Origin of the sequence: Pseudorhodoplanes sinuspersici, assembly GCF_002119765.1 — a bacterium.
GTDB classification, from domain to species: domain Bacteria; phylum Pseudomonadota; class Alphaproteobacteria; order Rhizobiales; family Xanthobacteraceae; genus Pseudorhodoplanes; species Pseudorhodoplanes sinuspersici.
Window position 1 is genome coordinate 3,433,771 of the sequence record NZ_CP021112.1, and the last position, 26,602, is coordinate 3,460,372.

Genomic DNA, 26,602 nt, shown 5'->3' on the forward strand with positions numbered 1-26,602 from the left:
TCAGGCTACTCCTTTGAGCGAGCTCAATTTGGGATAAGTTTTGAAGTCGAAGAAACTTGCGCCGGCGACATAGGCGCGGCCGGGTGACATGTCGGGCTTGATCGCGCCTTCGACGCTGCCTTCGAATGTCAGTTCGAGTTGCACGCCGCTCGGGTCGTAGACGAAGAGCTGCCAGAGCGTGGTGCCGGGCACCAGGAATTCGCGCCAGTCGAGCCCTGCCGCCTTGAAGCGGGCGATATATTCGCGATAGCCCGAGCAGGAGAGCGAGATGTGGTCGATGGCTGCCGTGCCCGACGGCGCCGTGCCTGCGGGGCCGAGCGCCGGGCCGCCGGCATAGACGTGAATGATGCCGAGCCCGCCCGGCTGCGGGCAGGCGAGCCAGGCGCCGGGATAGCCGAAATCGGGGCGGGCCATATCGCGCAGGCCGATGATATCGCACCAGAACATGCGCGTCGCGTCGAGATCGGAGGTCTTGATCGCGATGTGAAACAGCCCATGCACGGCGGCGGAAGGCAGTGACGTGGTCACGGGATTCTTGGTCATGCGTTTAATGTCCCGGCAGAGAGACCATGATCATTCGGTGGCGCGGCGTTGCCGGGCACATCCCGGTACAGGCGGTCCAGCTTCGCCACGAAGTCCGGTTCGGTTTTATGCAATGTTCCTGCCACGGGATCGGCGCCCGCCAGCATGGTGTCGGTGGCTTCCAGGGAAAACTGCATCACGAACCGCATGCGGTCGGCGCGTGTGGCGATGGATCGCAGCCATTTTCGGGGATCGCGTATGCCCTCTGCCCATGCGCTCGCGATCAGGCTGCCCGCAAAAGAGGCATCTTCGATGGCCTGTGTGGCGCCCTGGCCGAGCGTCGGCACCATGCCGTGGGCGGCATCGCCGAGATACAGCACGTTGCTGGCCGGATCGGCATAGAGCGCCTCGTGCTCCTGCAAGCGCGCCCAATGCATGTCGTCGGCATGGGCGCAGACGGTGTCGATCAGCCAGCGCGTCTGCTTCGTCAGCAATCCATTCGCCGGTGTATAGGCCGCGCGCAGCGCCTCCGGACTTTTAAGGTGATCGGCGATCGGCAGGTCAGGCGCGATCGGAAACGAGCAGGCGGCGTAAACATGATCTGGCGGCACGCGAAAGGCGAGCAGACGATTGGGGCCGTTGAACCATTGTTCGTAATCGTCGATGAGTCCGCCGCTGGTATCCGGCACGAGCAGACGGGAAATGGCAACGCCGACATGCCGGATTGCCGGCTCGCCGGAGAAAATCCGCCGAAGCTGCGAATAGCGGCCGTCCGCGGCGATCAAGAGATCGATGTCGTCGAGGCGTTTGCGCGCTCCGCCTTGGGTCCATTCGATAAAGGTCTTTGCCGGATCGTGCGCGCTCCGTCCCGCCGCAGTGATGGTGCAGTCATAGGAGACGATCGGCGCTTCCTTGCGCAACACGCGATAGAGTTCAGACCAGCGAATGCGCCAGCCTTCATTGTTTGCGACAGCGGTGATCGGCAAATCGAACAGTTTGGTGCCGTCGGTCAGCGAGATTTTCCATGTCCGCCAGGGAAAGCTTGAGTTCGTGACCGCGTCCGCCAAGGCCGGATCATGAGCCTGTAGCGCCTGCACCGCATTCGGCCCGATATTGAGGCCCGTTCCGGACTCGGAGTGATCGTCGCGCGCGACGCGCTCCAGGCAGAAGACGTCGGCGCCGGGCAATTGCGACAGCGTCCGGGCCATGATGCAGCCGGCAACGCCGGCGCCGACGATCACGATGCGCATGAGCTGCCTCCATTGTCTGCACGATGTGCAATGGCTGCGATCAGGCCGCCGCCATCGGGACCTTGATGTTCTGCGCCGCCGGACACGAAGATGCGGCTGTCGCCGATCACACCGGCGACAAGGCCACCCAGCGCACCGCGGATGTGCCGCTGCGCATTGATATCGGTGTCGTCGAGCATGGTGTGCCGATGGCCGCGGATTCGCCCGCGACGGTCGGGCTCGCATTTGACGAATACCGCCTGCAGGCGTGCTCGGTCTTCGGCAGTGACCTGCGGGGCCGCATCGATGCCGAGATCCGACAGCATTCCGACGACGGCGCCGATGTCGAGCGCGTCATTCATCGGCCGGTGCGCGATCTGCAGATGGCCCGACCAGAAACGGCTGTTGCCGAGCACGATCACTTCATTGGCGTCTACCTCGATGCCCGAGGAGATGCTCGCGCGGGTCGAATAGATCCTGAAGTCCTGCAACAGCTCCATGTCGTTGACGTCGCCTTCCTTGATTTCATTGAGAGCAAGCGCGACGCCAAAAGCGCCGGCGGCGCGGGCCGCTGCCATGGAGCGATTGGGGTCAGAGGAAACGACGGTTTTTCCCTGCGCCGTTGCCGAGTCGGCGCGGGCGGAAGTGATGCAGGGACATTTGACCTGCACGAAATGAACATCGGCGGCGGATGCGATGTGCGCCTCGTCCATCGCCATCCGGACCGCGGCCGCGACACTGCGAACATGCGCCATGCGGCCGATGTGTTCTGCCGCGACCGGCGCACTCATGGCCGTACCGATCGCGAGTGCCGGCGCCGCGGCGGGGGCGGCCAGCGGCGTCCCGGTGCGGCTAAGCACGACAAAATGCGGGCTGAGCACGCCTTCGGTGCCGCCGGACAGGACGCAGGGGATACGTTTGACAAGGGAGTCAGCCGGCTCGCCGAGATGGTGGCTCAAGAGCGCCATCAGGCTCTGGGTGAAATAGCCGCGGGTGAAGTCATTGACGCCGCCATTGCCCTCGGTCTTGCCGATGACCGCGACGATTTCTTCAGCGCGAACAAGGCCATCGGCGATCAGCCGGTCGAGGGCCGAGAGGTCGCCGGGATGGGCCATGGATAATCTGAAGACGTTTGCGCGCATGTGGCAGCACTCTGCTGCAGCGCACCGAAACCACCTAGAACTATGTTTCGCTCAGACCGAGATCATTTTGATCTCGGTCGTCTGGGCTTGTCCGTCGGGCTGACGGATTCGTGTGGCGTCCGGCTGAGCGCGACCTTCAGCGTTTCGACGAAACTGGCCGCCGGAATAGGCAGAAGCCGGCCGGCGCGGGAGGCGAGGACGAGACGGCCTTTGGTCAAGTCGGGATCGACGAGCGGAATGGAGACGAGTTCGCCCTCGTCGGCTTCGCGCAAGGTACCAACCTGGTATTGGAAACAGATCGCATCGGTATCGCGGGCGAACATCTTCTGCGGCTGAACCGCATTGGCCTCCATGGCGACGCGCAGCGAGAGGTGCGATTTGGTCAGCAAGGTATCGATCAGCTTGCGGCTGCCAAACGGGGCGGCCCCGAGCGCGATGGGATAGGGCTGGCAATCGGCAAGCCGGAGGGTTGTGCGTGTTGCAAGCGGATGTCCAGGCCGCATCAACGCGCAGAGGGGTTGCGGGATGCTCTCGATGACATTGAGCATATCCGAACTGGGCGGATCATGCGCGAGCAGCAGATCGGCTTCGTCAGCAATCAATGCGGCCATCAGCGGTGCGGTGGAGCCCACCTGCATCTGGAACTGCACGCCGGGATATCGTTCCTGATAGCGTGCAATCGTTTTGGGGAGAAGATCGTTCGCCGCCGACTCGGCGCTCGCGATGCGCACAGTGCCGCGAACGAGGCCGCGCAATTGTTCGATCTGTGAACCGGCGGATGCGAGATCGGAGAGACTTCGCCGGATCGTTGCGATCAGCACTTCGCCGGCCGCCGTGAGCCTGACGCCGCGCGGCAACCGTTCAAAGATCGGCGTTCCGATTTCCTTCTCGAAATCCAGAATGCGGCGATTGAGAGCCGTCGACGCCACGCGAAGCTTGTCGGCAGCTTTGCGGATCGAGCCGGCCCGCGCAACCGTGTCAAGATAAAGATACAGGCGCGGAGGCTTGATCATTTTGCCGCATATCCGAAGAGGCGCTACGCGCTTCAGGATATCCGTTTGAGCAGATCTGATGGAATTTCAAAAGAGCTGTCGTGGTGCAAAGGTGGTGTGGGCCCTCATCCGTCGCCTTCAATCTTAATCGGCGATGCGCGTTTGCGCTCGCGCGCCTGAGGCCAGACTTTATCGCGACAGGGGGCTATTGCGGCAGAGGTCTCGTTTTATAGACGATCGAAGCTTTGCCGTCGCTCCAGGAATATCTGGCCCAACAGGCCTTCGATCGATCCGAACTATTGCAGAGGGTCCTGTCGACCCAGATCTCGACGATCGGTCCTTCCGAGGTGATGGCGATCGTCGGCTGACCGCCCAGGGCAGAGACCGGCTGCGCATAGGCATCACGCGAAAGAGCGATCTTGATGTCGCATCCGCCGTTTCCGCAAAAGGCTGTGGCCGCCGCGCTGCATCGAAGATTTTGCGGATCGAAAACGTAATCCTGGACACCGTCGGCGTCCAAATCCGCGGTCATGATGGCCGGCATCTCGGAGCCGCTTGGCAATGTGCCGCCGAGCTGGCGGCATTGGTCGGAATAGCGGCTGGCGATCTTCTGAACAGGAGCGGGCAGCGTCGCGGCAGACCACAAGGTTGCAGCCGCGCCTAGGGTGTCTTGCGTGCTTATCACGCTCATGATGAACATTCCCGTGCCCATGAAGAGCAGGAAGACTCGCTTCATGATGTGCTGTCCCGGCTTCTCCTTCTCGCCAGTGCGTATCGTTCTGCTCCACCGGTGATGGGTAGCTTCGATCGTTCAATCTGCCGACGGAAATAGTCGGCCAACAATAGAGAGCGGTCCTTGTCGATCTCGCTTGTGCCGCTCTGGTTGGCTATTCGCCGATATTCGGCCTCGGCGAGGAAAGCGTCTTCATCAGTCACGATCTTGAATCCCAAGCTGTCCGATCATCGATCGCTACGCTGTAAATGTCGCGGCCGCGTTATTCCGCGACCATCAACTTGAAGAAAATTCAGGTACGGTTTTCGTCTCCAAAATATGGCAGGGACAATATATGGGCGGTTCGCAATAGCCTCATAGTACCGCTGGTTCCCTGACCAAATCGGGTATCGCGAGCTGGGGCACTAACAGGAATAACGGAATGCAAAAGTTTCTTCTACCGGCCGCGCTCGCAGTGTCGTTGATGGCGATATCGGGCGCATCCGCACTTCCCATGAGCGCGAGCCCCCAGATCGGCACCGACGTGGTTCAGGTTCAGCACCGCCATGGCCACAGCCACAAGCATGGGCGCAGCCACTACAGGGCAGGCCACCGATACAAAACCGCTCCGCGCGGCTGGCGCCGCTATGGTGCGCGTCCTGGCGACTGGCAGCGACGCGGCTGCATCCTGGTCGGACCGGTGTGGTTCTGTCCGTAAGGCAGATCCAGCGATCTGCATTGTGTGATGGCCCGGCTGTGTTTTCTCAGCCGGGCTTTTTCGTTCAGGCAGCGTGTCTCAGCGTTCCGTTGCGGAGATGTCGCCCGATGTGCCGGCGCGGACGTACCAATCCTGGTCGCGGATGGCCCATTCCAGCCGGTAGCCATTTTTCACAAGGAGCTCGCGGATTTTGGCGCGCTGATCTTCCAGGCCGTTGTGCTCGATGGTGATGGCTCCGAATTCGTACTCATCGAACGGAAACTCGCTCAGCGCCATGTATTCGGCGCCCTCGATATCCACGTTCAGATAATGGATGTAAGAGGGTGCATTCCCTCGGCGGAGGATGTCACTCAATGTCGCGGTCTTGACCTCCACGGCGTTATCTTTGGTCTCCTGCGACACCCACCAGCCGGCGTATTCGAGGATGCCGCCGCTGTAGCTGCCTGGATCTTGAAATTGCACGGTGCGGCCGCCGACATTGTCCACGGCTTCGGCAAAGACCTGGCACGTCCGACCCTCCATGTTCCGAGGAAAGGGATCGACACAGATGCCGGTCCAGCCTTTCCGCTCCAGCGCCCAGGTATTGGAGATCGTGACGCCGTCGGCGGAGCCGAGATCCACGAAGAAGCCATCGGTGACACCCGGGTGGACCGAATGCATCACCCACAGGTCTTGCCCCGTGATGCCTTGGAACTCCTCAAGGCCGAGCGCGTAGCGGATCGCGTAATTCCGCTGCTCGCTATGATCCTCAATGCCGATGAATGTGTGAAAGGTTTCCGCTTTGCCGGCTCGATATCCGAGAAATGCGCCCACACCACATGCGCCCGCCAGCAGCAAAGCCACGCCCAGCAGGAGAAATTTCTTCGCCATGCCGTTCACCTTCAATCTCTGCACGCGGACCATAGAAGATTTCGGAGGGGCGTGGCGAGACCTTGAGCGTCCGATGAGCGATGACAGGATGACGCGGGCTTCGGCTGCGCATCATGTGTCACGAGGAACAAGTGACTTGGGGATTCTCCAGGGCGTGAAGCGGGCCATTAAAAGTCAAAGTCAGTGCGTTGCATCTGGTCGGACCGGTGTGAGTTCTGCCCTCATAGATCTCGCGATCGGTACGATGGCGCCATTCGCCCAAAGCGTCGTGCTTTTTTGTCGCATGCTGACGACAGCGAGACGATGCGCCTCTGGCGTGACGGCTCGTGCTGAGATGAAGATGGCTAACGATTCCGAACGCGTTCGGGCTTTCCCTTGCGCTTCGTCGCAGCCATCTCGTGCAGCTCTTTCTCGCTCATCGATTTGACCATCGAGCGCGATGCGCCCTTAAGGCTGCTTGTACTGCGCTCCCCACGTTTTGCGGAAAGTGCTGCCCCTGCGGCTTTCTGTTGGGCCTTCGATTTTGCCGGCATGACGATGCCTCCAGACGAGGAACCGAGACCGTCCGCGAACGTTCCATTGAGCGTTTAAAATCCGCAAGATGTCTAAAATCTGCGTAATCTCGCCAGCCGTCCTGCAGAATCGTGAACGCTGCAGCGTCATAGCGGCATGCGGGAAACTGACAGGGAGGGCAGGGAACGGAGGCGCCATGGGGCGGTTAGAAACACGGGGCGGTTAGAAATTTGATCCACCGGTTCGCTTTCATCGCCCGAAGGGATGCGTTTCATGGCTAGATCACGTCGTCAGAAAACCGCTCGTCTTGTTGGCATCATTATCCTTCTGACATTCACGCTCAGCGTATCAAGGACGGCCTTCGGCCAATCCGGCGGAGGCGCCCCTCCAGACACCTTCGGCGCAGAGCCGAAACTGCCGCAGCCTGAGCAAAGCCTGATCCCGGTTCTGAACTGGGCTCGTGCGGAGCCTTGGCCTGAGGGCACTGCTCCCAAAGCGGCGGAAGGCCTGACTGTGAAAGCGTTTGCGCGCGGCCTCAAACATCCGCGGTGGATTTATGTTTTGCCGAACGGAGATGTGCTGGTCGCTGAAGCGGCAAGCGAGCCGGCATCCTCGTGGAGTCCTCGTTCGCTCGCCCAGACGTGGGTGCAGCGGCAAGCTGGCTCGATCGTCGAGAATGCCAACCGCATCTCCATCCTGCGCGACACGAATGGCGATGGCGTCGCCGACGAGCAAGGCGTGTTTCTGGATGGCTTGCGGCAACCCTTCGGCATGGCCCTGATTGGCGATCAGCTTTATGTCGCCAATACCGACAGTGTCGTGCGCTATCCTTACAAGACTGGCGATAAAGCGATCACGGCGCAGGGAACAAAACTGGTCGATATTCCCGTCGGCCATCACTGGACGCGCAACATTCTGCCGTCCCGCGATCAAACCAAGCTGTTCATCACCGTCGGGTCCGGCAGCAACATTGGTGAAAAGGGAATGGATATCGAGAAGGAGCGCGCGACCATCTGGGAGCTTGATCTCGCTTCCGGACAATATCGCATATTCGCGTCCGGATTGCGCAATGCCAATGGCATGGCCTTCGAACCGTCCACAGGCGCGCTCTGGACGGTGGTGAACGAGCGCGACGAGATCGGAGATGATGTGCCGCCGGATTATCTGACGTCGGTCAAAGATGGTGGCTTCTATGGCTGGCCTTATAGCTATTGGGGCAAGCATGTCGACGAGCGCGTACAGCCGCAACGTCCCGATTTGGTCGCGACGTCAATCACGCCGGATTATGCACTGGGTCCACACACGGCTTCGCTTGGCCTTGCATATTATGATGGCCAGGTGCTGCCGCCGCCGTTCCGCAACGGAATGTTCATCGGGCAACACGGGTCGTGGAATCGTTCGGAATATAGCGGATACAAGGTGATTTTCGTGCCGTTCGAGAAGGGGCGTCCAAACGGACAGCCGATCGACGTTCTGACCGGCTTTCTCGCTGAAGACGCATCGAGCGCGCATGGCCGGCCAGTCGGGGTCACCGTTACGCGGGAAGGCACACTCCTTGTCGCAGATGATGTCGGCAACACCATCTGGCATGTGACAGGCGCCGCTCCAGCATCGGCCGCCTCGCCGGGCAAAACACCAGCATCAACAACAGGCGCGGGGGAGCGCAAGCCGTAACGGAGCTTGTGCTCCATTCACCCAGTCGGCGTATGCTTTGCCCGCGTCTGTAGATCGTCATCGTCAAGAACGCGGATCGCAGCGCCCTCGAGGTCTTCGTATTGGCCGCTCCGCAGCGACCACAGAAAAGCGAACAACCCGGTGAGGCCGAGCCCCAGCGCCATTGGCACGAGGTAGACGAGCACGTTCATGCTGCCTCCATCGCTGGAGTGGTTGATACGAGAACGGGTGAGGATGGGACGTCCTTGCGGCCGCGCGCGCGAAGAGCATTGAGTGTCACAAGAATGGATGAGCCGGACATCGCGGCCGCTGCGATCAGTGGCGTGATCAGCCCAGCCATAGCGACCGGCACGGCAATGATATTGTAGACAATGGCAAGCCAGAGATTCTGGCGCATGATCCTGCGTGCGTGCCGCGCGGTCTGGACAGTCGTCAGAACCGGTGTCAGACCCTTGCCGAGGAAGACGGCATCCGCCTGCGCCTGCGAGAGGTCAGCAGCGCTGATCGGCGAGATCGATACATTGGCGGCAGCAAGCGACGGTGCGTCGTTCAGGCCATCGCCAACCATCAGGACCTTGCGGCCTTCCGCTTTCAGCGTCTCGATGATTGCAACCTTTTCGGTTGGGCTAAGGCCGGCGCGCCACTGCGTGACGCCCAGCGATGCGGCGACTTGTTCGACGGGCTGTACACGGTCACCCGAGAGGATCCGGATCTCAAGTCCCAGCCGTGCAAGGGCCTGTACGGTCTTTGTGGCTTCCGGCCGAAGCACCTGATTGACGAAAAAGACAGCGTGCTGCGCTCCATGACGAAACGCGATCAGCGACGCGCCCGGATAATGCCTGAGGAGGTCGGCCGGCACATCGACAGCGCAAAATGCTGGGCTGCCGAGCCGGGCTTCGATGCCGTCGACCATCGCGCGCACGCCGCGTCCGTGTTCTTCGGTGACGTCGTCGAGCGGATGCAAGGAAGGCTGCGCCGCGGCGATCGCACGGGCGAGCGGATGCCGGCTCGTCAAAGCCAGCCGTCCGGCCAAGGCGAGAATGCCGGGATCAATGTCAGCCGCATTCACCAGATGAGCCTCCGGCAATGTCAGGGTGCCGGTCTTGTCGAAAATCGCGATATCCGCTTCCGCCAATCGTTCGATGGCATCGCCGGAATTCAGGAACACGCCGGACCGGAATAGCTTGCTGGCGGCAACCACCTGTACAGCCGGGATGGCCAGCGCCAATGCGCATGGGCAGGTGATGATCAGCACCGAAATCGCCGCGATAATGGCATCGTGCGTCGATTGTCCGGCCAGCATCCAGCCAATGAATGTGAGCGCCGCAGCGGTATGAACCATCGGCGCATAGCCGCGGGCGATCCGGTCGCTAAGCCGGACATAGCGGGAGCGCGCGTTGACGGCCTTGTCCAGCAAGCGGTCGATGTCATCGAGAAAGGTGTTTTCACCGGCCGCGGTGACGCGAATGGTCAAGGTGCCGTCATGATTGATGCTGCCGGCATAAACCTGCCGGCCGGCTTCGGCCTTGTGCGGCATGGTTTCGCCTGTGATCAGGCTTTCATCGATCTGGGCGTGGCCGCTGAGGACAATGCCGTCGGCCGCGATCCGCTCACCCGCGCGGACGAGAATGCGGTCGCCGATGCGAAGCGCTGCGGCGGGGATTTGAACGAGTTCGCCATGATCCATCAGTCGGTAGGCTGTGTCGGCCTTCAGCGCCGCCAGATTGCCGGCCACCGCACGTGTTCGCCTGCGCATCATCTGATCGAGGACGCGCCCGCACAGCAAAAAGAAGATCAGCATGACTGCCGAATCGAAATAGGCGTGTTCGGCGTGATGGATCGTTTCATAAAGAGACATGCCGAGCGCCAGCAGAATGCCGAGCGAGATCGGCACATCCATATTGACCTGGCGGACCTTCACGGCATTCCAGGCGCTGCGGAAAAAAGGCTGACCTGCATAGGCGGCCGCGGGGAGGGCGATGGCGGCAGACAACCAGTGGAACAGGTCGCGTGTTTCGGGCGTAATATCGGTCCCATTGCCGGACCAGACAGAAACCGACAGCAGCATGATGTTCATCGCGGCAAAGCCAGCCACGGCGACATAGCGCAGAAGGAATTTCGATTGCGCGACTTCTTGATCTTCGCTCAATTGCCGCTTGAATGGATTGGCGTGATAGCCCATGCGTTCGAGCAAGCGAATGGCGTTTGCCGGATCGAATTGAGGGTCGCTCCAGGATAGCGTGAGGCGGCGGCTCGTGAAATTGAGGCGTGCGTCGCGGATCCCTTCCACCGCCTTGAGCGATTTCTCGATGCGGCCGATGCAGCCGCCGCAATGAATGCCGTCTACAACCAGATCCATGGTCGCGACGCCGTCGGCGTCCTGGCGGGTGAAATACGAATAATCCGCATTTGCGCTCTTCGTCATTTCAGCACCACGCGTGTCTCGGACCGGTAGAGACGGTTCTGGTCGCGCATCACCTCAAGAGTCAGTGTCCATTGTCCGGCTGGCGCGTCGGTGGCGCCGCGGAATGTGCCGTCGGCGATGCGCGAAAGGACGACTGTCCGGTCAAGCCGCGCGTTCAGCGGATGTCCAAGGCGGGCGGTGATATCGATACCGACGACGGAGGATTGCTTTGCATCCTTTACGTCGACTGTCAGGACGGCATCGCCGGTGACATCGCGGACAAGGCGGCCATCGACCGTCCAATGCAGCGCGGTTTGTGTCGCGGCCGCTGCCTCTTCGCCCTTGTAGGCAAGGCCGGCCCGGTAGGCGCTATCGGTCTGTGTGCCGGCGAAGGTCGTAACGGCGGCGCGAACCATAATCGCGTTGACGGCAGCAACGATGCCAAAGAATGAGATGAAGCAGATCAGAACGGTTTTCCCGGTGATCTCACCACGTCGGCGCGGTGCGCTCATATTTGCGTTCATTTTGGTCGCTCCGGTGCACGGAAATGATCCCGGGCCTGAGCCCATGTTCCGGATTCGACATCCGTGAGATGAAAGACGATGGGTGACGATGCGGCCGGCGCGTACTCATAGCTGTTCACGAGCACGCGGAATTCACGCGATTGATCCGGCCCGACCTCGACGATGCGGGCAGCGCCCAGCGGCAGACCGACGATCTCCACCACATTCCCCGGTACGCCATCGACCGTCAGAGCGAACCGGCGCGTTTCGAGCTGCTTGTTGAGAATCCGCATCGTATAGCCGTTGCGAATGGCGCCGTCGGCAAGCCGGACAAAAACCGGATTGCGATCATGGATCACGCTGACATCGAATGCATGCCGCGTCAGCAGCGCATAAAGCATGATGCCGCCAACTGCGGCGATGATGAGCGCATACATGACGGTACGCGTTCGTATGATCTTCTGGACCGGCGGTTCGCCAGCAATCCGCCGTTTGAGGTTGACGTCGCTGTCATATCCGATCAGCCGCGGCGGCCGGCCAATTTTGTCCATGACGGAGTCGCAGGCATCGATGCACAGCCCGCACTGGATGCATTCAAGCTGCGCGCCGTTGCGGATATCGATGCCGGTCGGGCACACATTCACGCATTGCCGGCAATCCACGCAATCGCCGGCCGGCAGTCCGGCGAGCCGCAGCTGCTCGCTCTTCTTCACGGAGCTGCGCGGTTCGCCGCGATCGTAGCGATAGGTGACGTTCAGTGCGTATTCGTCGGTGAGCGCGGCCTGGATGCGCGGCCACGGGCACATATAAGTGCAGACCTGCTCGCGCATGTGGCCGGCGAGTGCATAGGTCGTTGCGGTCAGAATGCCGATCCAGGCATAGGCAAGAAATGGGGCGTGTCCGGTTGCGAGATCCTTCACGAGGGTGGGCGCATCGGCGAAATACAAAACCCAGGCTCCGCCGGTCCACCATGCGACCATGAGCCAGAGCAGATGCTTCAAACCCTTCCGCAGCACCCGCTGCGCTGTCCAGGGGCCTGCATCGGCAGCCATCTGCGCGCGGCGGTCGCCCTCAACGAGACGCTCGATCGCCAGGAAGAGGTCGGTCCAGACGGTCTGCGGGCAGAGATAGCCGCACCAGACGCGACCGGCGACCGCATTCATCAGGAACAGCGTCATCGCGGCGATGATGAGCAGTCCCGTGAAGAAATAGACCTCCTGCGGCCAGATCTCGATGAAGAAGAAATAGAAACGGCGGCCCGAAAAATCGATCAGAACAGCTTGGTCAGGTGCATTGGGTCCGCGATTCCATCTTATGAAGGGCAGGAAATAGTAGATCGCGAGCGTAACGAGGAGCACCGCCCATTTGATGCGGCGGAAGGTGCCCTTGACGCTTTGCGGATAGATTTTTCGGCGCGCTGCGTAGAGTGGCGTTTCGTCTTCGGGAATGTTCGAAGGCGCAACCGAGGCGCCGCGTGAAGCGGCGTCCGGATTGGCATGGCGTTCCAAAAGATCAGCGTCCATGGTCCTACTTCTGACCGCCACCCAATGTGTGGACATAAACCGTCAGCGACTTGATCGTGGTATCGTCGAGACGCTGTCCCCAGGCCGGCATGACAGCGCCGCGTCCGTTCATCAGACCTTCGATGATGGTGTTGCGGTCCGACCCATAGAGCCAAATCTGATCGGTCAGGTCGGGAGCGCCAATCTCGCGATTGCCTTTGCCGGCGTCGCCATGACACGCGGCGCAATTGTCGGCAAAAACCTTTTTGCCGACGGCGAGATTTGCATTCGCAGGCACAGCAAGGCTGGAGAGCGAGCGCACATAGTCCGTGACGGCGAGGATATCCGGCCGTGACAAGATTTTGTCGCGGCCGAAAGCCGGCATCGATCCCATGCGCGTGTCGGCGTCGTTGGAGCGGACGCCGTGGCGGATGGTGAAGGCGATATCGTCGAGCTTACCGCCCCAGAGCCAATCGTCATCGTTCAGATTCGGATAGCCTTTGGCGCCGCCGCCACCGGCACCATGACACGGCGCGCAATTGTCGGCGAATGCGGTTCGGCCTTGGGCGCGTGCAAAGTCGATCAGAGTCTGGTCGCTGAGAATCTCCTGGAGCGGTGTCTCTGCGATCCGGTCGACCATCGAGGCGCGCTGTGTTTTCAGCGCTGCGAGGTCATCGATGATGGCCTGTCGCGATTGCCATCCCAACAGGCCCGAAGTGTAAGAGCTCACGAGGGGCCAGGTCGGATAGACGATCCAGTATCCGATCGACCAGATGATGGTCATGTAGAACGTCCACAGCCACCAGCGCGGCAGCGGCGTATTCAGTTCGCGGATGCCGTCCCATTCATGCCCGGTGGTTTCGGTCCCGGTGACCTTGTCGACGACGCGGGTCGTGTGTTCAGCCATGGCTCAATCCTCCCGCAGGGGAATGCGCGCTGCGTCGTCGAACTTCTTTTTGTTCGATGGCCAGAGTGCGTACGCGACAACAATCAGAAACACCGCCACGAAATAGGCGAGGCCCCACGTCTGCGCGAGTTGAGCGAAAAACTTATAGGTGTCCAGCATGTGGGTTCTCAGCGGATATTGGCTTTGTTGTCGTAGAGTTTGAAATTGACCTGCGTGCCGAGCATCTGAAGATAGGCGATCAGCGCGTCGGCTTCCGAAATCGTGCCCGGATTGCCGTCATAGTCGCGCGACTGCGCGTTCGGGTAACGCTTCTCGACCGCCTCCGCGTCCGGGCTGTCGGAAACGGCCTGCGCACGAAGATCGGCAGCGGCGTTCGCGATCATCTCGGGCGAATAGGGGACGCCGAGATAGGATTGCACTTTAAGGTCGTCCGCAATGTGAGTGAAATCGAGCTCGGTCCGAGCGAGCCATGGATAGGCCGGCATGACAGTTCCCAGCACGACTGACTTCGGAGCATTCAGATGATCGCGATGCCATTCGTCGGAATATTTCCCGCCGACGCGGGCAAGGTCCGGCCCGGTCCGCTTCGATCCCCACTGGAAGGGCCGGTCATACATACTCTCGGCGGCGAGGGAGTAATGTCCGTAGCGCTCGACTTCGTCGCGCAGCGGTCGGATCATCTGCGAATGGCAATTATAGCAGCCTTCGCGCACGTAGATGTTGCGGCCGGCCAGTTCGAGCGGGGTGTAAGGCCGGACGCCGGAGACCCTTTCGATCGTGCTTTTGAGATAGAAGAGCGGCACGATCTCGACCAGGCCGCCGATTGAAATGACAATCAGGACTCCGATGATCAGGACGATCGCGTTCTTTTCAAAGATGGCGTGTTTCGACCAGAGGGACATTTCCAATCACTCCGCTGGAACGAGCACCGGCGAGCCGGTCTGGAGTTGGGGTGTTTCTTCTTCCGCGGAGGCGACTGTCATCCACAGATTGAAAGCCATGATCAGCGCGCCGAGGAGGAACAATATGCCGCCGAGTGCGCGGATGACGTAGAAGGGGTGCATCGCCTCGACGGTTTCGATGAAGGAGTATTCGAGGAAGCCGAGGCTCGTATAGGCGCGCCACATCAAGCCCTGCAGGATTCCCGACACCCACATCGCCGAGATGTAGAGGACGATACCAATCGTCGAGATCCAGAAATGCCAGTTGACGAGCTTCAGCGAATAAAGCTCACGGCGATTCCAAAGCCATGGAACGAGACAATAGATGGCGCCGAAAGACACATAGCCGACCCAGCCGAGCGCGCCGGAATGGACATGTCCGATCGTCCAGTCGGTGTAATGCGACAACGAATTCACCGCCTTGATGGACATGAGCGGGCCTTCGAAGGTCGACATGCCGTAGAAGGCGACCGAAACGACCATCATGCGCAATACGGGATCGGTGCGCAGTTTGTCCCAGGCTCCGGACAGCGTCATGAGGCCGTTGATCATGCCCCCCCATGAGGGCATCCACAGCATGATCGAGAACGTCATGCCGAGCGTCTGCGCCCAATCAGGCAGCGCCGTGTAATGCAAATGATGCGGCCCGGCCCAGATATAGAGAAAGATCAGCGCCCAGAAGTGAATGATCGACAGCCGATAGGAATAGACCGGACGGTCCACGCGTTTCGGTATGAAGTAGTACATGATGGCGAGGAAGCCGGCGGTGAGGAAGAAGCCGACGGCGTTGTGTCCGTACCACCACTGCACCATCGCATCCTGCACGCCGGACCAGACGATGTAGGACTTTGGCGAGAACAGTGAGACCGGAATTGCGGCGTTGTTGCCAAGATGCAGGACTGCGATGGTGAGGATGAAAGCGAGATAGAACCAGTTCGCGACATAGATATGCGGTTCGGTCCGCCGCATGATGGTGCCGAGAAACACGAGGAGATAGACGACCCATACGACGGTGAGCCACAGATCCGCATACCATTCGGGTTCTGCATATTCCTTGCTCTGAGTGATGCCGAGCAGATAGCCGGTGCCGGCGACCACGATGAAGAAATTATAGCCCAGCACCACGAACCAAGGCGACAGATCGCCGGCGAGACGCGCACGGCAGGTCCGTTGCACAACATAAAAGGATGTCGCAATCAGAACATTGCCGCCGAATGCGAAGATGACCGCCGATGTGTGCAGGGGACGGATGCGTCCGAATGACAACCACGGCAGATCGAAATTCAGCACAGGAAAGGCAAGTTCGAGAGCCGCCCAGACACCAACCGAAAATCCGGCGATGCCCCAGACCATCGCGGCCACGGTTGCGAATTTGACCGGGCCCATATTGTAGTTCGGCTTGCCGTCGATCGTGAGCGGAGCCGGACCAACCGGCCGGTTGAAGTAGCGCTCGACGATCGCGAAAACCGCAATAGCGCTGCCCACTGCGAATAAAGAGGCGTGGAAGGCATATTCCGGTGTGTGAGCCATCGTCGCAATGAAGAACGACACCAAGGCCAGCGCGGCGAGGGCAAGTGCAAGCCCGCCTTCGCTGACGCTCATCGATTTAATGGAGAGAGTTGTTGTGTGTCGCATGGAAACCTGCGCGGCGGGAACATGAATGTTTTAAAATGGCGCAGGTAGCGTCCGGCGGCGTTGATAAAGGTCAACCGTCGAAAAAAAACAAACGCAGAATCTGTTGATTCAACTCAAGAGCACGATCGTGAAAGGTGCAATACTGTTTCCAATAGGAGGTGACCTATGGCAACGCAATCGGTCTCACAAAAAACCGGAATTTTCGGCTCGCTTGGCCAGGCTTGGAGCCGATATCGCAAGCGCCGTGCTGCAATGGCGGAGCTTCAGGCGCTCGGCACCGTCGAATTGGAACGTATTGTGCACGATGCCGGGCTGACATTTAGCGATCTTGTTGATCTCGCCAAGCAGTCCGGCGATGCGGCGGCGCTGCTCTATCGACGGCTGGAGGAGGCCGGGATTGATTTCAAATCAATCGATCCGGTCGTGTTGCGCGACATGCAGCGCTGCTGCTCGCTCTGCGATAGTAAAACACAATGCGCCCATGAGTTGGAGGACAAGCCGAAAACCGCCGGCTGGCCGGAATATTGTCCAAACCGCCAGACGATCGATGCATTGAGTCTAATGAAATGTCACTGACGTCACAGTGGAAAGCCGGTGTCGCGGCCGCTCCGTCCATTTTGGTCGGAGTGGCGGCGATTCTCGTCCACGCGACTCCTGTGGCGGCACAAAGCGAACAGCGCGGGGTGGTCATTGCGCGGACGTATTGCGTCAAATGCCATGCCATAGACAAGGTAAGCCCCAGCGCGCTTACAATTGCTCCGCCATTCCGTGACCTGCAGAAGAAATATCCGGTTGAACAACTCGAGGAAGCGTTGGCAGAGGGGCTGGTGACCGGTCACCCGACAATGCCCGAATTCCGCTTTGACCCTGGGCAGGTGAGGGATCTCATCGCTTTTCTGAAGACATTGTAGCCGCGAATGTATCGCGCCAGATCACGATGATTTTGGATCGAATCGATCCAAAATCATCGTGATCGATTCTCACACATGATGTCGTCCGAAAGCCGCTTCGTACTTTTCGGCATCAGCTCTACCCGCCCGAACTTTGGCCTTTACACCCGTTCGACAGACACGACCCGATAAGTATGCGTCTCGTCCGAATCGCGGATCGATACATATTCGCCGATCTCGAAGCGTTCGTCCTGGAAGTGATATCCGGTCTCATCGTCGTCATCGCCGCGGATGTCGTAACGAAGCGCCCATGTTCCGCCGGGGCGGTGAACCAGATGGCCGACCTCATCGTCGTCTGTCGGCCGAAAGTGCACAATGCGACACGCATCTCGGTGTGACTTCCATGTCTCTGGATCGAGGCGGTGATCCTCGTCCAGAGGTGCAACGATGATGTAGCCGTGTTTCGAACTCCCGGCCGGGTAGCCTTTTTCGCGAGCGAGTTCCAGCCGGATTTTCTTGAAACTGTTCGGCAGCGAGCCTCTTTCTGACAGCATTGTCCGCTCCACGTCTTTTTGGTCAGGAGTTGAGGCTGATCAGGGCCTGCTTGTTACGCAGGATCATCCGACGCGAGGTCGCGAATTCGATCGTGCATGTCTTCTGCAATTGGGTGAGCGTGCGGGACACCGTTTCAATGGTCAGGCCGAGATAGTCCGCGATGTCCTGTCGGGACATCGGCAACTCTACGGAGCCGCCAACGAGTTGCTTCGAGATTTCGATCAAGAAAGACGCGACGCGCTCCTGGGCTGTTTTGACCAGCAGCATGGCATGACGACGCGCCTGTTCGAGTTCGCGTGCGGTATGTGTCAAAAGTTGATTCGAGAGGCTGGAATCGCGGGTCGCGGCTGCGAGAAGGGTAGAGCGCTTGACAAGCGCTATGGTCGCCGACGAGACCGCCTCGGCGGACGATGTGTGCTCTGCGCCAAACTCCAGCCCGAAGACGTCGCCGGGGAAATAAAAGGCCTCGATCTGACGGCGGCCATCCTGCAAGACCCTGGTAATGCGCACGGCACCGGTCAGGACTTTGTAGACATATTCCGCAGGTTCGTTTTCGCCGTAGATTTCAGCCTCTTTGGCGAACGACAGCGGCACGCCGACAAGCTCGACGGCTCCGAATATGGCATGGGCTGCTCTATTGTGCGGATAGTGGCAGATCGGGGTCCGGTTGGTGGTCTGCGTCTGCATGGCATCCTCCTGAAATGTTTCGGGTTCCTTGTTAAGGAGCATGCGAGCGGCTGAAAATTCGGATATTCCACCTAAGGGAAATCCCGGAGGCGGCTTTGTCCTGCGGCCTGCTAAACTGGAACAGGTGACTGGAATTGCTGAAGGAATTCATCGCAACGATGCGGGCCGGAGGCTCCCGGAATTGGACCATCTACGCGGCTGCGGTGGCGCTGATCGCGGGGGTGCTTGTTGTACGCATCGCGCTGGCGCCGCATGTCGATCATGGATCGGTTTACCTGTTCCTGGTGCCGGTGGTGCTGGTGATCAGTACGTTCAGCGGGCCGGCTCCCGGTTTCGTCGCCACCTGTCTTTTCGTGGCAATCGAGATATGGTTCTCGGGAGGGGATATATCGCGTGTCGGCCTGGTTGACGCCGCCGCCTTTCTTGCGATTGGTTTTGGTGTCGCCTGGCTGGGTGGCCGCGTTCAGCGGGCCCGGCAATCGGCCGATGCGACAAATCTCGATCTGGTCGCGCGCGAAGCGCATCTCAAGTCAATTCTGGAGACGATTCCGGATGCGATGATCGTGATCGATCCGAAGGGTAGAATACAATCTTTCAGCACGGCTGCTGAGCGCCTGTTCGGATGGCGGGCCTCCGAGGTGATTGGACAAAATGTTAACATGTTGATGCCGTCGCCTTACCGTGAAGGGCATGACGGTTATGTCGAACGTTATCTGAGGACGGGAGAACGGCGAATTATCGGCGTCGGACGTGTTGTCGTGGGGGAGCGCAAGGACGGTTCGACTTTCCCCATGGAGCTTGCGGTCGGAGAGATGAAGTCGAATGACAAATTGTTTTTCACCGGCTTTATTCGCGATTTGACCGAGCGCCAAAAGACAGAGGGGCGGTTGCAGGAATTGCAGGCCGAACTCGTCCATATCTCCCGCCTGACCGCGATGGGGGAAATGGCATCCACGCTCGCGCATGAACTGAATCAGCCTTTGTCGGCCATCTCGAATTATCTCAACGGGGCGCGCCGCGTCCTCGACAGTCCAATGGATGGATCGCAAAGCCTCGTGCGGGAGGCGCTGGACAAGGCTAGGGAGCAATCGCTGCGTGCAGGACAGATCATCCACAGGCTTCGTAACTTTGTCGCGCGCGGAGAATCTGAACGTAAAGTTGAAAGCTTGTCAAAATTGCTCGAGGAGGCCAGCGCGCTGGCGCTGGTTGGAGCCAAAGACCAAGGCGTAAAGGTGCGTTTTGAGCTTGATGCAAGCCAAGATTTGATATTCGCCGACAAGGTGCAGGTGCAGCAGGTCGTACTCAATCTCATCCGCAATGCGATCGACGCGATGACCGAATCGCCCAGGCGGCAACTCGTCATATCGTCGGCGGCCGATAGCGAGCGGATGATCAGGATCAGCGTCGCGGACACCGGAAGCGGGCTGGCGCCGGACATTCTGCCGCAGCTTTTCCAACCTTTCGTGACGACCAAGAAGCAGGGCATGGGTGTTGGTCTTTCTATTTCGAAAACCATCGTCGAGGCGCATGGCGGACGCATGTGGGCGGAGCCCAACAACGGTGAGGGGACCGTGTTTCACCTGACCCTTAAATTGGCGGCTGACGGAGATATCCGCGATGAATAGAGCCAATCGCGTTCATATCATCGACGACGATGAGGCCGTGCGAGACTCTCTTTCGTTCCTGTTGCGCACGGCAGCCTTCGACGTTGCGACCTATCCGTCAGCGACGCATTTCCTGGAGATGCTCACCAAGGATATCAAGGGCTGTGTCATTACCGACATGCGGATGCCCGATATTAGCGGGCTTGACTTGCTCCGGCGGCTGCGCAGCTCATCGTGCGCGCTTCCGGTCATCATGATTACCGGCCATGGTGATATTCAATTGGCCGTCGAGGCCATGAAGGCGGGTGCTGTGGATTTCCTTGAGAAGCCGTTTGACGACGAACGCGTATTGACGGCAGTGCGATCGGCGCTTGAAGGGACACGAACAGACGGCGAGCGTGCCGGTCTTCGCAGCGAGGTCGAAGAACGGCTGGACAGTCTATCGCAGCGCGAACGGCAGGTTCTCGATGGCCTCGTGGCCGGCCTGCCGAACAAAAGCATTGCTTATGACCTTGGCATCAGCCCACGGACCGTCGAGGTCTACCGGGCCAATGTGATGACAAAAATGCAGGCCGGCAGCCTGTCCGAACTTGTCCGTATGGCGCTGCTCGTTCAATCTCCCTGACGCCGCGCGCCCGAGGGGTTGATTTTAATCAAGGCGCGGTCCGTGATATTCGTCCAGCTATTATGAATGACTCAAAAGCGGCCACCCCTCAGGCTTTGTCCACGCTGCCGGATCACAATGCAGGCCGAACGGTCGCAGTCTCCTGCAAGCGACTACGATACGTTCACATGCCTTCGGTGCGAGCTGGTGCTGTCCTACAAACGGGACAAGGCACCGGTGCTGGACACGGCCGAGCGTGATAAATTAACGCCTTCTGATCATGACTGATCGGGTGTGAGGAATTCCTTCTCGGAACACTGCAATGAAACCCGCAAGCGATCCGGCAGCTGCGCCAGTCGCGCTACGGCGGTCGCTGACGCTTGGGCCACTGTTATTCTACGGATTGGGTGTCATTGTCGGCGCCGGGATCTATGTCGCGATTGCCTCGGTGATCGGCCGCGCCGGCGCTGCGGCGCCGCTGTCGTTTCTGCTGGCCGGGATAGCTGCCGGTCTAACCGGCCTTTGCTATGCCGAATTGGCAAGCCGGTTTCCGGAAGCCGCCGGCGCTGCGGCTTACGTCAAACAGGGCTTCGGCTCTGACCGATTTGCACAACTGACCGGGTTGGTATTGACGCTGGCGGTCGCGATTGCGGCAGCCTCGATCGCAAGCGGGGCGCTGCATTATCTGTCGCTGCTGTTCGCGTTGCCAGCCGGAATTCTGACCACTCTGCTGGTGGCGTCTTTCACGGTACTGGCGATGTTGGGGGTGAGGGAAAGCGCCGGATTTTCCGCCGTGATCGGCTTCGTCGAAATCGTCGGTCTGGCCGTGGCGGCATGGGCCGGCTTTTATGCCGCGCCGGATCTCAGCTTCGGTCGCATGCTGCCGGCAGATTTTGCGGCCTGGCAAGGCGTTGTCGCGGGCGCGTTTATTGCGTTCTTCGCATTCATCGGTTTCGAGAGCCTGGCCAACATGGCCGAAGAAGCCAAAGAGCCGCACCGAACGATTCCTTACAGCATCATCGGCGCCATTATTATCAGCACGCTGCTCTATATCCTGGTGGCGGCGGCCCTTGTGCTTGCTGGTCAAGGCGGTCAAAGCCCGCTGATCGATTTGTTCCAAGGTGCAAATGCGTCTTTATTCGCCGCGGTGGGAGCGCTTGCCATCGCCAATGGTGTGCTGGTCGAGATTATGATGCTGGCTCGCCTGTTTTACGGCATGGCACGCCGGCAACAACTGCCTGCTATTCTCGGGCATGTAAATCCGCGAACCCGGACGCCTGTTCTGGCAACTGGGCTAGCCGGTGCCATCGTGCTTGCGGCCGCGCTGCTGATTCCATTCCAGCATCTGCTGGCCTTGGCCAATGCCCTGACGCTCGGCATTTTTGCGGCCGTCGATGTTGCGCTCTGGCGCATCCAGCGGCAACAGCCGGCGGGTAAGAATGTTTTTGTTATACCGCATTGGATTCCGCCTCTTGCCGCAGCCCTGTCGATCGGACTGATCCTTGCAGAGTTGATTCCTTAAAGACCGGGGAAGGCCGAAGCGATATCAGTCCTTTCCGTTCAGAACGAAGAGCGCCTCGTCGGCGATGACCTGTTCTTCGTCCGTGGGGATGACGAGCGCCGTGACGCGGCTGGATATGGTGCTAACCGTTTTCGCGTTGCCAGCATTTGCTTTGGGATCGAGCGCTATCCCGAGCCACCCCAGACGATCGCAGATTTTTTCCCGAATGAGCGGCTGGTTCTCGCCGATGCCTGCTGTGAAGACGATAGCATCGAGTCCGCCGAGCGTTGCAGTGAGCCGGGCAACTTCGCCGGCAATCCGAAATGTGAACAGGTCGATCGCTTCACGCGCCAGCGGTTCGTTGCTTGCCAGAAGCACACGGCTGTCAGCACTGATCCCGGATACACCGAGCAGGCCGGATCGGTGATAAAGTATATCCTCCATCTCGTGCAGGGATTTTCCGCCCGGTCCCAGCAAATGCAAGAGGACGCCGGGGTCCAGTGTGCCGCACCGTGTAGCCATGGGAATGCCATCGAGCGTCGAAAATCCCATGCTGCTGTCCCGGCTCACGCTATCGTCGAGCGCACAGAGGCTCGCGCCGCTTCCCAGATGCGCAGCGACGACTTTGCCGCGCGCTGCATCAGGAGCGCAGCGCTTCAACGCGCCTGCGATGAACTTGTAGGACAGCCCGTGGAAGCCGTAGCGCTTGATGCCGGCATCATAAAAGCCGCGAGGGATCGCGAAACGGCGGACAATATCGTTATTGGTACGGTGAAATGCCGTATCGAACGAGGCTGATTGCGCCAGTGTGGGCTTCAGGCTTCGAATGGCGCGAATCAGGCGCAGACTTTGTGGCTGATGCAGTGGAGCGAGTTTCGTTAGCGCCTCAATGGCGTCAACCGTTGCGTCGTTGATCCTGGCAGGCCCTTCAAACCGATCGCCGCCATGGACGATGCGGTGACCGGCCGCCGCAAGCTGGCTCAAATCGAAATGCTTTCCAAGACAGTCGAGCGTGTCGGCCATGACGGCGCTGAGATCGTCAGAAGCCGCGGCTGCAAGATTATCGTCGAATGTTGAGGCGCCCTTGGTGATGCGCAGATGAAGCGGATGCTTTTGGAAATCGATCACGCCCTTGGCAATGCGGTGAGCGTGTTCCATCGTCCTGATCTCGAAAAGTCCGATCTTGACGGTCGAAGATCCGGCATTGAACGTGATCAGCAGGTCACTCATGCTGGTGCAATCGTCTCGAGAGGCTGTGGGGCAGCCACAAGTTTGGCCAGTGCCGCTGAGGCGATCCGCGCCGTCAGCGGATCGGCGCGGCTGGTCAGTACGATCGGAACGCGTGCGCCGAGCACAAGTCCCGCAGCCGTAGCGCCAGCAAAGTAAATCAACTGCTTGGCCAGCATGTTTCCGGCTTCGAGGTCGGGCACCAGCAGAATATCGGCGTAGCCGGCGACAGGAGAGACGATGCCCTTGGTCAGAGCGGCATCCGGACTGACGGCATTGTCGAATGCGAGGGGACCATCCACCTTTGCGCCGACAATCTGGCCGCGCGCGGCCATGACCGTGAGCGCGGCAGCATCGAGCGTTGCCGGCATCTGAGGATTGACCGTCTCGACCGCAGCCAGCACCGCGACCAGCGGCTCCTTCAGGCCAAGCTTGCGTAGCAGATCGACGGCATTCTGGCAGATGTCCCGTTTGTGTTCGAGTGTCGGCAGGATATTCACCGCCGCATCCGTGATGACCAACGGTTTGGCGTAAGCGGGCACGTCCATGACGAAGACGTGGCTGATCCGTCGTTCCGTCCGCAGTCCGGAGCTGACGACTGCGCCCAACAATTCGTCTGTGTGAAGGTTGCCCTTGACCAAAATCGAAACCTTGCCAGACAGTGCAAATTCGACCGCGCGCTCGGCGGCGGCATGACTATGTGGGACAGCCTCAATCGTGAGCCCGTCGAGCGAGACTTTTGCCGTCTCGGCAGCCGCGCGGATTTTTGCCTCCGGTCCGATCAGGATCGGAACAAGTAGGCCCTCGTCGCGAACCTCAATGGCGCCAAGAATAGCTTCCGGCGAACACGGATGCACAATGGCCGCCGGGATGGGCGGACTGCTTCTTGCGGTCTTTATGAAGGATTCGTAGCGCTCATGGCGCCGGAGCGACACATCGGGCAATCTTTTGCGCGGCCATTCGATCGTTCGATCGGGGGCAATAACAGTCGCTGTCCCGCTGAGAACTGCATCGCCATTTTGATTGGTGCACACGGTATCGAGAAGAACGATGTGCTTCTCGGCCTGCTTTTCTTTTACCGTGACAGTCGCGGTGACAGTATCGCCAGGCATGACCGGTTTCAGAAATCTGAAATCCTGAGCGAGATAGATCGTGCCTGGACCGGGCAAGTTTGTCCCCAGAACAGCTGAGATCAGCGCTCCCGTCCACATGCCGTGAGCAACAACATGGCCGAAGAGGTCGGTTGCCGCGAAAGTCGCGTCGAGATGGGCGGGGTTCACGTCGCCTGAGACCGCGGCGAAGAGGTCGATATCATCCCGTCCGACAATGCGCACCAAGGAGGCGGTGTCGCCCACCTGCAGTTCATCGAACGTCCGGTTCCTCAGAAATGAAGTGTCCACATTCGCCTCACCGTTGAAAGACATAACTGCCGGGGGCATTTTCGATCGGCCTGTATCCTTTCGCTGCGGCTCCCATCGATGGCGCCGGGACGCGGTTCGACGCGGAATTCTGGGCGAGCCATTCGCTCCAGTCCACCCACCACGAACCATCTTTATGCTGAGCGGCCTCCGCCCATTCGTCCGGGCCGAGATACGGATCGGGCGCGTGTTTCAAGCCGATGCGATAGCGTCGTCCCGGATGGCCGGGCTCACTGACAATACCGGCATTATGGCCACCGCTTGTCAGCACGAAGGTGATGTCGGTATCGCAAAGCTGGTGGATCTTGTAGACGGATCGCCAGGGCGCAACATGGTCACGTTCAGTTCCGACGACAAACATCGGCACACGGATATTCTGAAGGGCTGTTGGTTTGTCGTCGACCATAAAGCGTCCGCCCGCGAGTTCATTGTTCAGATAAAGGCGGCGGAGATACTCGGCATGCATCTTGTAAGGCATGCGGGTGGAATCCGCATTCCAGGCCATCAAGTCGTTCATCGGCTTGCGTTCGCCCATCATATAATCGTGGACAAGACGCGACCACACGAGGTCATTGGTGCGCAGAAGTTGAAAGGCTCCTGCCATCTGGTCGGACGAAAGATAGCCCCTGTTCCACATCATGCTTTCCAGAAAGTGCATCTGGCTGTGATCGATGAAAAGGGCGAGTTCGCCTGGTTCGGTGAAGTCCGTCTGTGCGGCAAATAGCGTGACGGTTGCGAGACGATCGTCGCCGCTGCGCGCCATCGCTGCAGCTGCGATGGAGAGGAGCGTGCCGCCGAGGCAGTATCCGGTCGCATGGATCTTGCGATCGGGAACGATCGCATTCACCGCGTCAAGAGCAGCCATGATGCCCTTGCGCCGATAATCATCCATGGTGAGATCGCGATCCTCGGCGCCCGGATTGCGCCACGAGATGCAAAAAACCGTATGGCCGCGCTCAACCAAATAGCGAATAAGCGAGTTATGCGGCGAAAGGTCGAGAATATAATATTTCATGATCCAGGCCGGCACGATCAATACCGGCTCGGAGGTCACCGTCTCCGTAAGCGGCGAATACTGGATGAGTTCGATCAGATGATTTCGATAGACGACCCGACCGGGCGTGGCCGCGACATCGCGTCCCACCTGGAAATTTTCAGTGCCGACCGGCGGACGCTGCGTTGCAAAGTGGTTCACGTCTTCCAGCCAGTTCTGGAAGCCTTGGATGAAATTCGCTCCGCCTGTTTGTGCGGCCCTTCTGACAATTTCCGGATTGGTGAAAGGCAGGTTCGACGGCGAGAATACGTCAAGCATTTGACGCGCAATGAAAGATATAACGTGCTGGTGATGAGGTGTGACGCCAGGAACGTCATGCGTTACGTTGTGCCACCATTGCTGATTGAGCAGGAAGGCTTGTGACAGAAGGGCGTATGGCTGCTTTTCCCAGCCTTCTGCACGGAAACGGTAGTCACCCGGCAGCGGTGAGATGCACGGCGAGGTTTCGGGATCCCGGCAGGCGGAGCAAAGATGCATGAGCAGCCGCGCCGTTTTACGTGCGGCCTTGTTCGCGAGCTCCATGCGCTTGCCGGGTGCGGCGGCGAGATGAATGGACCAGTCGAAGAAAGCAAGCGCGATGGCGGCCGGAGATAATCCGCCGGTCGCTTGGGCGCTGAGGGCTTCCGCCATACGATCGATCGCGTGAAACGCTTCACCGCTTGTGATTTCGTCCCGCGGCAGAGGCTGTCTTGAACCAGCCGTGCCCGCTATGGCTGCCGGTCGGGGCTGCTGCGCCGCGGGCGCCCCAGCCGTGATTGGGACTAGCTTTGCTTCTGTGCTCATGGATGTGCTCATGGC

General features: G+C 59.7%; 28 protein-coding genes. 7 read left to right on the forward strand and 21 right to left on the reverse strand.

Translation table 11 applies throughout. The annotated features are described in order from the left end of the window. The 6 genes from CAK95_RS16645 to CAK95_RS29275 form a co-directional block, all read right to left on the reverse strand. Positions 1-543 carry a VOC family protein gene (locus CAK95_RS16645; RefSeq protein WP_198343728.1) on the reverse strand — a complete coding sequence of 181 codons (543 nt, stop codon included), beginning with the start codon at positions 541-543 and terminating at the stop codon, positions 1-3. Then, positions 540-1,772, reverse strand: coding sequence for an FAD-dependent oxidoreductase (locus tag CAK95_RS16650; protein WP_086088916.1), 1,233 nt, complete (start codon positions 1,770-1,772; stop codon positions 540-542). The genes CAK95_RS16645 and CAK95_RS16650 overlap by 4 nt, the downstream gene beginning before the upstream one ends. After that, positions 1,760-2,893, reverse strand: coding sequence for a cyanuric acid amidohydrolase (gene atzD / locus CAK95_RS16655; RefSeq protein ID WP_086088917.1), 1,134 nt, complete (start codon positions 2,891-2,893; stop codon positions 1,760-1,762). The genes CAK95_RS16650 and atzD overlap by 13 nt, the downstream gene beginning before the upstream one ends. A gap of 62 nt (positions 2,894-2,955) precedes the next feature. Beyond that, positions 2,956-3,906, reverse strand: a complete 951-nt coding sequence (locus CAK95_RS16660; protein ID WP_086088918.1) for a LysR family transcriptional regulator — start codon at positions 3,904-3,906, stop codon at positions 2,956-2,958. A 184-nt stretch (positions 3,907-4,090) separates the two neighbouring features. Then, positions 4,091-4,621 (reverse strand): hypothetical protein, encoded by a 531-nt coding sequence (locus CAK95_RS16665; protein WP_086088919.1) that lies wholly within the window; start codon positions 4,619-4,621, stop codon positions 4,091-4,093. Continuing rightward, positions 4,618-4,821, reverse strand: a complete 204-nt coding sequence (locus tag CAK95_RS29275; protein WP_147413714.1) for a hypothetical protein — start codon at positions 4,819-4,821, stop codon at positions 4,618-4,620. Before CAK95_RS29275 ends, CAK95_RS16665 begins: the two co-directional genes overlap by 4 nt. Before the next feature lie 218 nt (positions 4,822-5,039). Between CAK95_RS29275 and CAK95_RS16670 the strand changes: the two genes are divergently transcribed. Beyond that, on the forward strand, positions 5,040-5,315 hold the full coding sequence (locus tag CAK95_RS16670) for a hypothetical protein (protein ID WP_086088920.1): 276 nt from the start codon (positions 5,040-5,042) through the stop codon (positions 5,313-5,315). A 78-nt stretch (positions 5,316-5,393) separates the two neighbouring features. Here CAK95_RS16670 and CAK95_RS16675 read toward each other — a convergent pair whose 3' ends face one another. Both CAK95_RS16675 and CAK95_RS16680 read right to left on the reverse strand, forming a co-directional pair. Further along, positions 5,394-6,185 (reverse strand): FkbM family methyltransferase, encoded by a 792-nt coding sequence (locus CAK95_RS16675; RefSeq protein WP_157699653.1) that lies wholly within the window; start codon positions 6,183-6,185, stop codon positions 5,394-5,396. A gap of 344 nt (positions 6,186-6,529) precedes the next feature. Continuing rightward, positions 6,530-6,718 carry a DUF3008 family protein gene (locus CAK95_RS16680; RefSeq protein WP_086088922.1) on the reverse strand — a complete coding sequence of 63 codons (189 nt, stop codon included), beginning with the start codon at positions 6,716-6,718 and terminating at the stop codon, positions 6,530-6,532. A 253-nt stretch (positions 6,719-6,971) separates the two neighbouring features. On the opposite strand from CAK95_RS16680, the gene CAK95_RS16685 reads away from it, so the two are divergent. Continuing rightward, positions 6,972-8,372, forward strand: coding sequence for a PQQ-dependent sugar dehydrogenase (locus tag CAK95_RS16685; protein WP_086091474.1), 1,401 nt, complete (start codon positions 6,972-6,974; stop codon positions 8,370-8,372). Between the two features lie 17 nt (positions 8,373-8,389). On the opposite strand, the gene ccoS is transcribed toward CAK95_RS16685, so the two are convergent. Genes ccoS through ccoN form a run of 8 tightly spaced genes read right to left on the reverse strand, consistent with a single transcriptional unit; the run spans position 8,390 to position 16,264 of the window. After that, complete coding sequence (gene ccoS / locus CAK95_RS16690; RefSeq protein ID WP_086088923.1) at positions 8,390-8,563, reverse strand: cbb3-type cytochrome oxidase assembly protein CcoS; 174 nt, start codon at positions 8,561-8,563, stop codon at positions 8,390-8,392. Continuing rightward, the gene (locus CAK95_RS16695) at positions 8,560-10,797 is read right to left on the reverse strand and encodes a heavy metal translocating P-type ATPase (RefSeq protein WP_086088924.1); all 2,238 of its coding nucleotides are present in this window, start codon (positions 10,795-10,797) and stop codon (positions 8,560-8,562) included. Before CAK95_RS16695 ends, ccoS begins: the two co-directional genes overlap by 4 nt. Continuing rightward, on the reverse strand, positions 10,794-11,300 hold the full coding sequence (locus CAK95_RS16700) for a FixH family protein (protein WP_157699654.1): 507 nt from the start codon (positions 11,298-11,300) through the stop codon (positions 10,794-10,796). The genes CAK95_RS16695 and CAK95_RS16700 overlap by 4 nt, the downstream gene beginning before the upstream one ends. Then, positions 11,297-12,802 carry a cytochrome c oxidase accessory protein CcoG gene (gene ccoG / locus CAK95_RS16705; RefSeq protein ID WP_086088926.1) on the reverse strand — a complete coding sequence of 502 codons (1,506 nt, stop codon included), beginning with the start codon at positions 12,800-12,802 and terminating at the stop codon, positions 11,297-11,299. Before ccoG ends, CAK95_RS16700 begins: the two co-directional genes overlap by 4 nt. A 4-nt stretch (positions 12,803-12,806) precedes the next feature. Next, positions 12,807-13,688: a cytochrome-c oxidase, cbb3-type subunit III gene (gene ccoP / locus CAK95_RS16710; RefSeq protein ID WP_086088927.1), complete on the reverse strand. Its 882-nt coding sequence runs from the start codon at positions 13,686-13,688 to the stop codon at positions 12,807-12,809. Positions 13,689-13,691: 3 nt separating this feature from the next. After that, positions 13,692-13,847 (reverse strand): cbb3-type cytochrome c oxidase subunit 3, encoded by a 156-nt coding sequence (locus tag CAK95_RS16715; RefSeq protein WP_086088928.1) that lies wholly within the window; start codon positions 13,845-13,847, stop codon positions 13,692-13,694. A gap of 8 nt (positions 13,848-13,855) precedes the next feature. Then, positions 13,856-14,590, reverse strand: coding sequence for a cytochrome-c oxidase, cbb3-type subunit II (gene ccoO / locus CAK95_RS16720; RefSeq protein WP_086088929.1), 735 nt, complete (start codon positions 14,588-14,590; stop codon positions 13,856-13,858). Positions 14,591-14,596: 6 nt separating this feature from the next. Further along, positions 14,597-16,264 (reverse strand): cytochrome-c oxidase, cbb3-type subunit I, encoded by a 1,668-nt coding sequence (gene ccoN, locus CAK95_RS16725; RefSeq protein WP_086088930.1) that lies wholly within the window; start codon positions 16,262-16,264, stop codon positions 14,597-14,599. Positions 16,265-16,516: 252 nt separating this feature from the next. Between ccoN and CAK95_RS16730 the strand changes: the two genes are divergently transcribed. Together CAK95_RS16730 and CAK95_RS16735 are read left to right on the forward strand one after the other, a co-directional pair. After that, positions 16,517-16,840, forward strand: a complete 324-nt coding sequence (locus tag CAK95_RS16730) for a DUF6455 family protein (protein ID WP_147413713.1) — start codon at positions 16,517-16,519, stop codon at positions 16,838-16,840. Beyond that, positions 16,831-17,175, forward strand: coding sequence for a c-type cytochrome (locus CAK95_RS16735; RefSeq protein ID WP_245303434.1), 345 nt, complete (start codon positions 16,831-16,833; stop codon positions 17,173-17,175). The genes CAK95_RS16730 and CAK95_RS16735 overlap by 10 nt, the downstream gene beginning before the upstream one ends. Before the next feature lie 140 nt (positions 17,176-17,315). Here CAK95_RS16735 and CAK95_RS16740 read toward each other — a convergent pair whose 3' ends face one another. Both CAK95_RS16740 and CAK95_RS16745 read right to left on the reverse strand, forming a co-directional pair. Beyond that, entirely contained in the window at positions 17,316-17,708 is a 393-nt protein-coding gene (locus tag CAK95_RS16740; RefSeq protein ID WP_086088932.1) for a hypothetical protein, read from the reverse strand. A 22-nt stretch (positions 17,709-17,730) separates the two neighbouring features. Continuing rightward, positions 17,731-18,396, reverse strand: a complete 666-nt coding sequence (locus tag CAK95_RS16745; protein ID WP_183044338.1) for a helix-turn-helix domain-containing protein — start codon at positions 18,394-18,396, stop codon at positions 17,731-17,733. 203 nt (positions 18,397-18,599) lie between these two features. Between CAK95_RS16745 and CAK95_RS16750 the strand changes: the two genes are divergently transcribed. From CAK95_RS16750 to CAK95_RS16760, 3 genes are all read left to right on the forward strand, one after another. Beyond that, entirely contained in the window at positions 18,600-20,021 is a 1,422-nt protein-coding gene (locus tag CAK95_RS16750; RefSeq protein WP_342587957.1) for a PAS domain-containing sensor histidine kinase, read from the forward strand. Further along, positions 20,014-20,625: a response regulator FixJ gene (fixJ, locus tag CAK95_RS16755; protein ID WP_086088934.1), complete on the forward strand. Its 612-nt coding sequence runs from the start codon at positions 20,014-20,016 to the stop codon at positions 20,623-20,625. Before CAK95_RS16750 ends, fixJ begins: the two co-directional genes overlap by 8 nt. A gap of 301 nt (positions 20,626-20,926) precedes the next feature. After that, positions 20,927-22,126: an APC family permease gene (locus CAK95_RS16760; RefSeq protein ID WP_086088935.1), complete on the forward strand. Its 1,200-nt coding sequence runs from the start codon at positions 20,927-20,929 to the stop codon at positions 22,124-22,126. A gap of 24 nt (positions 22,127-22,150) precedes the next feature. Here the strand turns inward: CAK95_RS16760 and CAK95_RS16765 are convergent, their stop codons facing one another. Genes CAK95_RS16765 through CAK95_RS16775 form a run of 3 tightly spaced genes read right to left on the reverse strand, consistent with a single transcriptional unit; the run spans position 22,151 to position 26,599 of the window. Then, complete coding sequence (locus tag CAK95_RS16765) at positions 22,151-23,335, reverse strand: acetate/propionate family kinase (RefSeq protein WP_086088936.1); 1,185 nt, start codon at positions 23,333-23,335, stop codon at positions 22,151-22,153. Continuing rightward, on the reverse strand, positions 23,332-24,756 hold the full coding sequence (locus CAK95_RS16770; protein WP_086088937.1) for a bifunctional enoyl-CoA hydratase/phosphate acetyltransferase: 1,425 nt from the start codon (positions 24,754-24,756) through the stop codon (positions 23,332-23,334). The genes CAK95_RS16765 and CAK95_RS16770 overlap by 4 nt, the downstream gene beginning before the upstream one ends. Beyond that, positions 24,740-26,599 (reverse strand): PHA/PHB synthase family protein, encoded by a 1,860-nt coding sequence (locus CAK95_RS16775; protein WP_425349617.1) that lies wholly within the window; start codon positions 26,597-26,599, stop codon positions 24,740-24,742. The genes CAK95_RS16770 and CAK95_RS16775 overlap by 17 nt, the downstream gene beginning before the upstream one ends. Between the last annotated feature and the right edge of the window lie 3 nt (positions 26,600-26,602).

What these genes read in the sequence shown, in the direction of transcription:
- CAK95_RS16650 (WP_086088916.1), bottom strand. Translation starts at nt 1,772, where the DNA reads ATGCGCATCGTGATCGTCGGCGCCGGCGTTGCCGGCTGCATCATGGCC.
- CAK95_RS16665 (WP_086088919.1), bottom strand. Translation starts at nt 4,621, where the DNA reads ATGAAGCGAGTCTTCCTGCTCTTCATGGGCACGGGAATGTTCATCATG.
- CAK95_RS16760 (WP_086088935.1), top strand. Translation starts at nt 20,927, where the DNA reads ATGAAACCCGCAAGCGATCCGGCAGCTGCGCCAGTCGCGCTACGGCGG.
- CAK95_RS16735 (WP_245303434.1), top strand. Translation starts at nt 16,831, where the DNA reads ATGTCACTGACGTCACAGTGGAAAGCCGGTGTCGCGGCCGCTCCGTCC.
- CAK95_RS16770 (WP_086088937.1), bottom strand. Translation starts at nt 24,756, where the DNA reads ATGTCTTTCAACGGTGAGGCGAATGTGGACACTTCATTTCTGAGGAAC.
- ccoO (WP_086088929.1), bottom strand. Translation starts at nt 14,590, where the DNA reads ATGTCCCTCTGGTCGAAACACGCCATCTTTGAAAAGAACGCGATCGTC.
- CAK95_RS16765 (WP_086088936.1), bottom strand. Translation starts at nt 23,335, where the DNA reads ATGAGTGACCTGCTGATCACGTTCAATGCCGGATCTTCGACCGTCAAG.
- CAK95_RS16715 (WP_086088928.1), bottom strand. Translation starts at nt 13,847, where the DNA reads ATGCTGGACACCTATAAGTTTTTCGCTCAACTCGCGCAGACGTGGGGC.
- CAK95_RS16685 (WP_086091474.1), top strand. Translation starts at nt 6,972, where the DNA reads ATGGCTAGATCACGTCGTCAGAAAACCGCTCGTCTTGTTGGCATCATT.
- CAK95_RS16740 (WP_086088932.1), bottom strand. Translation starts at nt 17,708, where the DNA reads ATGCTGTCAGAAAGAGGCTCGCTGCCGAACAGTTTCAAGAAAATCCGG.
- CAK95_RS16700 (WP_157699654.1), bottom strand. Translation starts at nt 11,300, where the DNA reads ATGAACGCAAATATGAGCGCACCGCGCCGACGTGGTGAGATCACCGGG.
- CAK95_RS16775 (WP_425349617.1), bottom strand. Translation starts at nt 26,599, where the DNA reads ATGAGCACATCCATGAGCACAGAAGCAAAGCTAGTCCCAATCACGGCT.
- ccoP (WP_086088927.1), bottom strand. Translation starts at nt 13,688, where the DNA reads ATGGCTGAACACACGACCCGCGTCGTCGACAAGGTCACCGGGACCGAA.
- CAK95_RS16680 (WP_086088922.1), bottom strand. Translation starts at nt 6,718, where the DNA reads ATGCCGGCAAAATCGAAGGCCCAACAGAAAGCCGCAGGGGCAGCACTT.
- CAK95_RS16745 (WP_183044338.1), bottom strand. Translation starts at nt 18,396, where the DNA reads ATGCAGACGCAGACCACCAACCGGACCCCGATCTGCCACTATCCGCAC.
- CAK95_RS16730 (WP_147413713.1), top strand. Translation starts at nt 16,517, where the DNA reads ATGGCGGAGCTTCAGGCGCTCGGCACCGTCGAATTGGAACGTATTGTG.
- CAK95_RS16670 (WP_086088920.1), top strand. Translation starts at nt 5,040, where the DNA reads ATGCAAAAGTTTCTTCTACCGGCCGCGCTCGCAGTGTCGTTGATGGCG.
- CAK95_RS16660 (WP_086088918.1), bottom strand. Translation starts at nt 3,906, where the DNA reads ATGATCAAGCCTCCGCGCCTGTATCTTTATCTTGACACGGTTGCGCGG.
- CAK95_RS16695 (WP_086088924.1), bottom strand. Translation starts at nt 10,797, where the DNA reads ATGACGAAGAGCGCAAATGCGGATTATTCGTATTTCACCCGCCAGGAC.
- ccoG (WP_086088926.1), bottom strand. Translation starts at nt 12,802, where the DNA reads ATGGACGCTGATCTTTTGGAACGCCATGCCAATCCGGACGCCGCTTCA.
- ccoS (WP_086088923.1), bottom strand. Translation starts at nt 8,563, where the DNA reads ATGAACGTGCTCGTCTACCTCGTGCCAATGGCGCTGGGGCTCGGCCTC.
- ccoN (WP_086088930.1), bottom strand. Translation starts at nt 16,264, where the DNA reads ATGCGACACACAACAACTCTCTCCATTAAATCGATGAGCGTCAGCGAA.
- atzD (WP_086088917.1), bottom strand. Translation starts at nt 2,893, where the DNA reads ATGCGCGCAAACGTCTTCAGATTATCCATGGCCCATCCCGGCGACCTC.
- CAK95_RS16675 (WP_157699653.1), bottom strand. Translation starts at nt 6,185, where the DNA reads ATGGCGAAGAAATTTCTCCTGCTGGGCGTGGCTTTGCTGCTGGCGGGC.
- fixJ (WP_086088934.1), top strand. Translation starts at nt 20,014, where the DNA reads ATGAATAGAGCCAATCGCGTTCATATCATCGACGACGATGAGGCCGTG.
- CAK95_RS16645 (WP_198343728.1), bottom strand. Translation starts at nt 543, where the DNA reads ATGACCAAGAATCCCGTGACCACGTCACTGCCTTCCGCCGCCGTGCAT.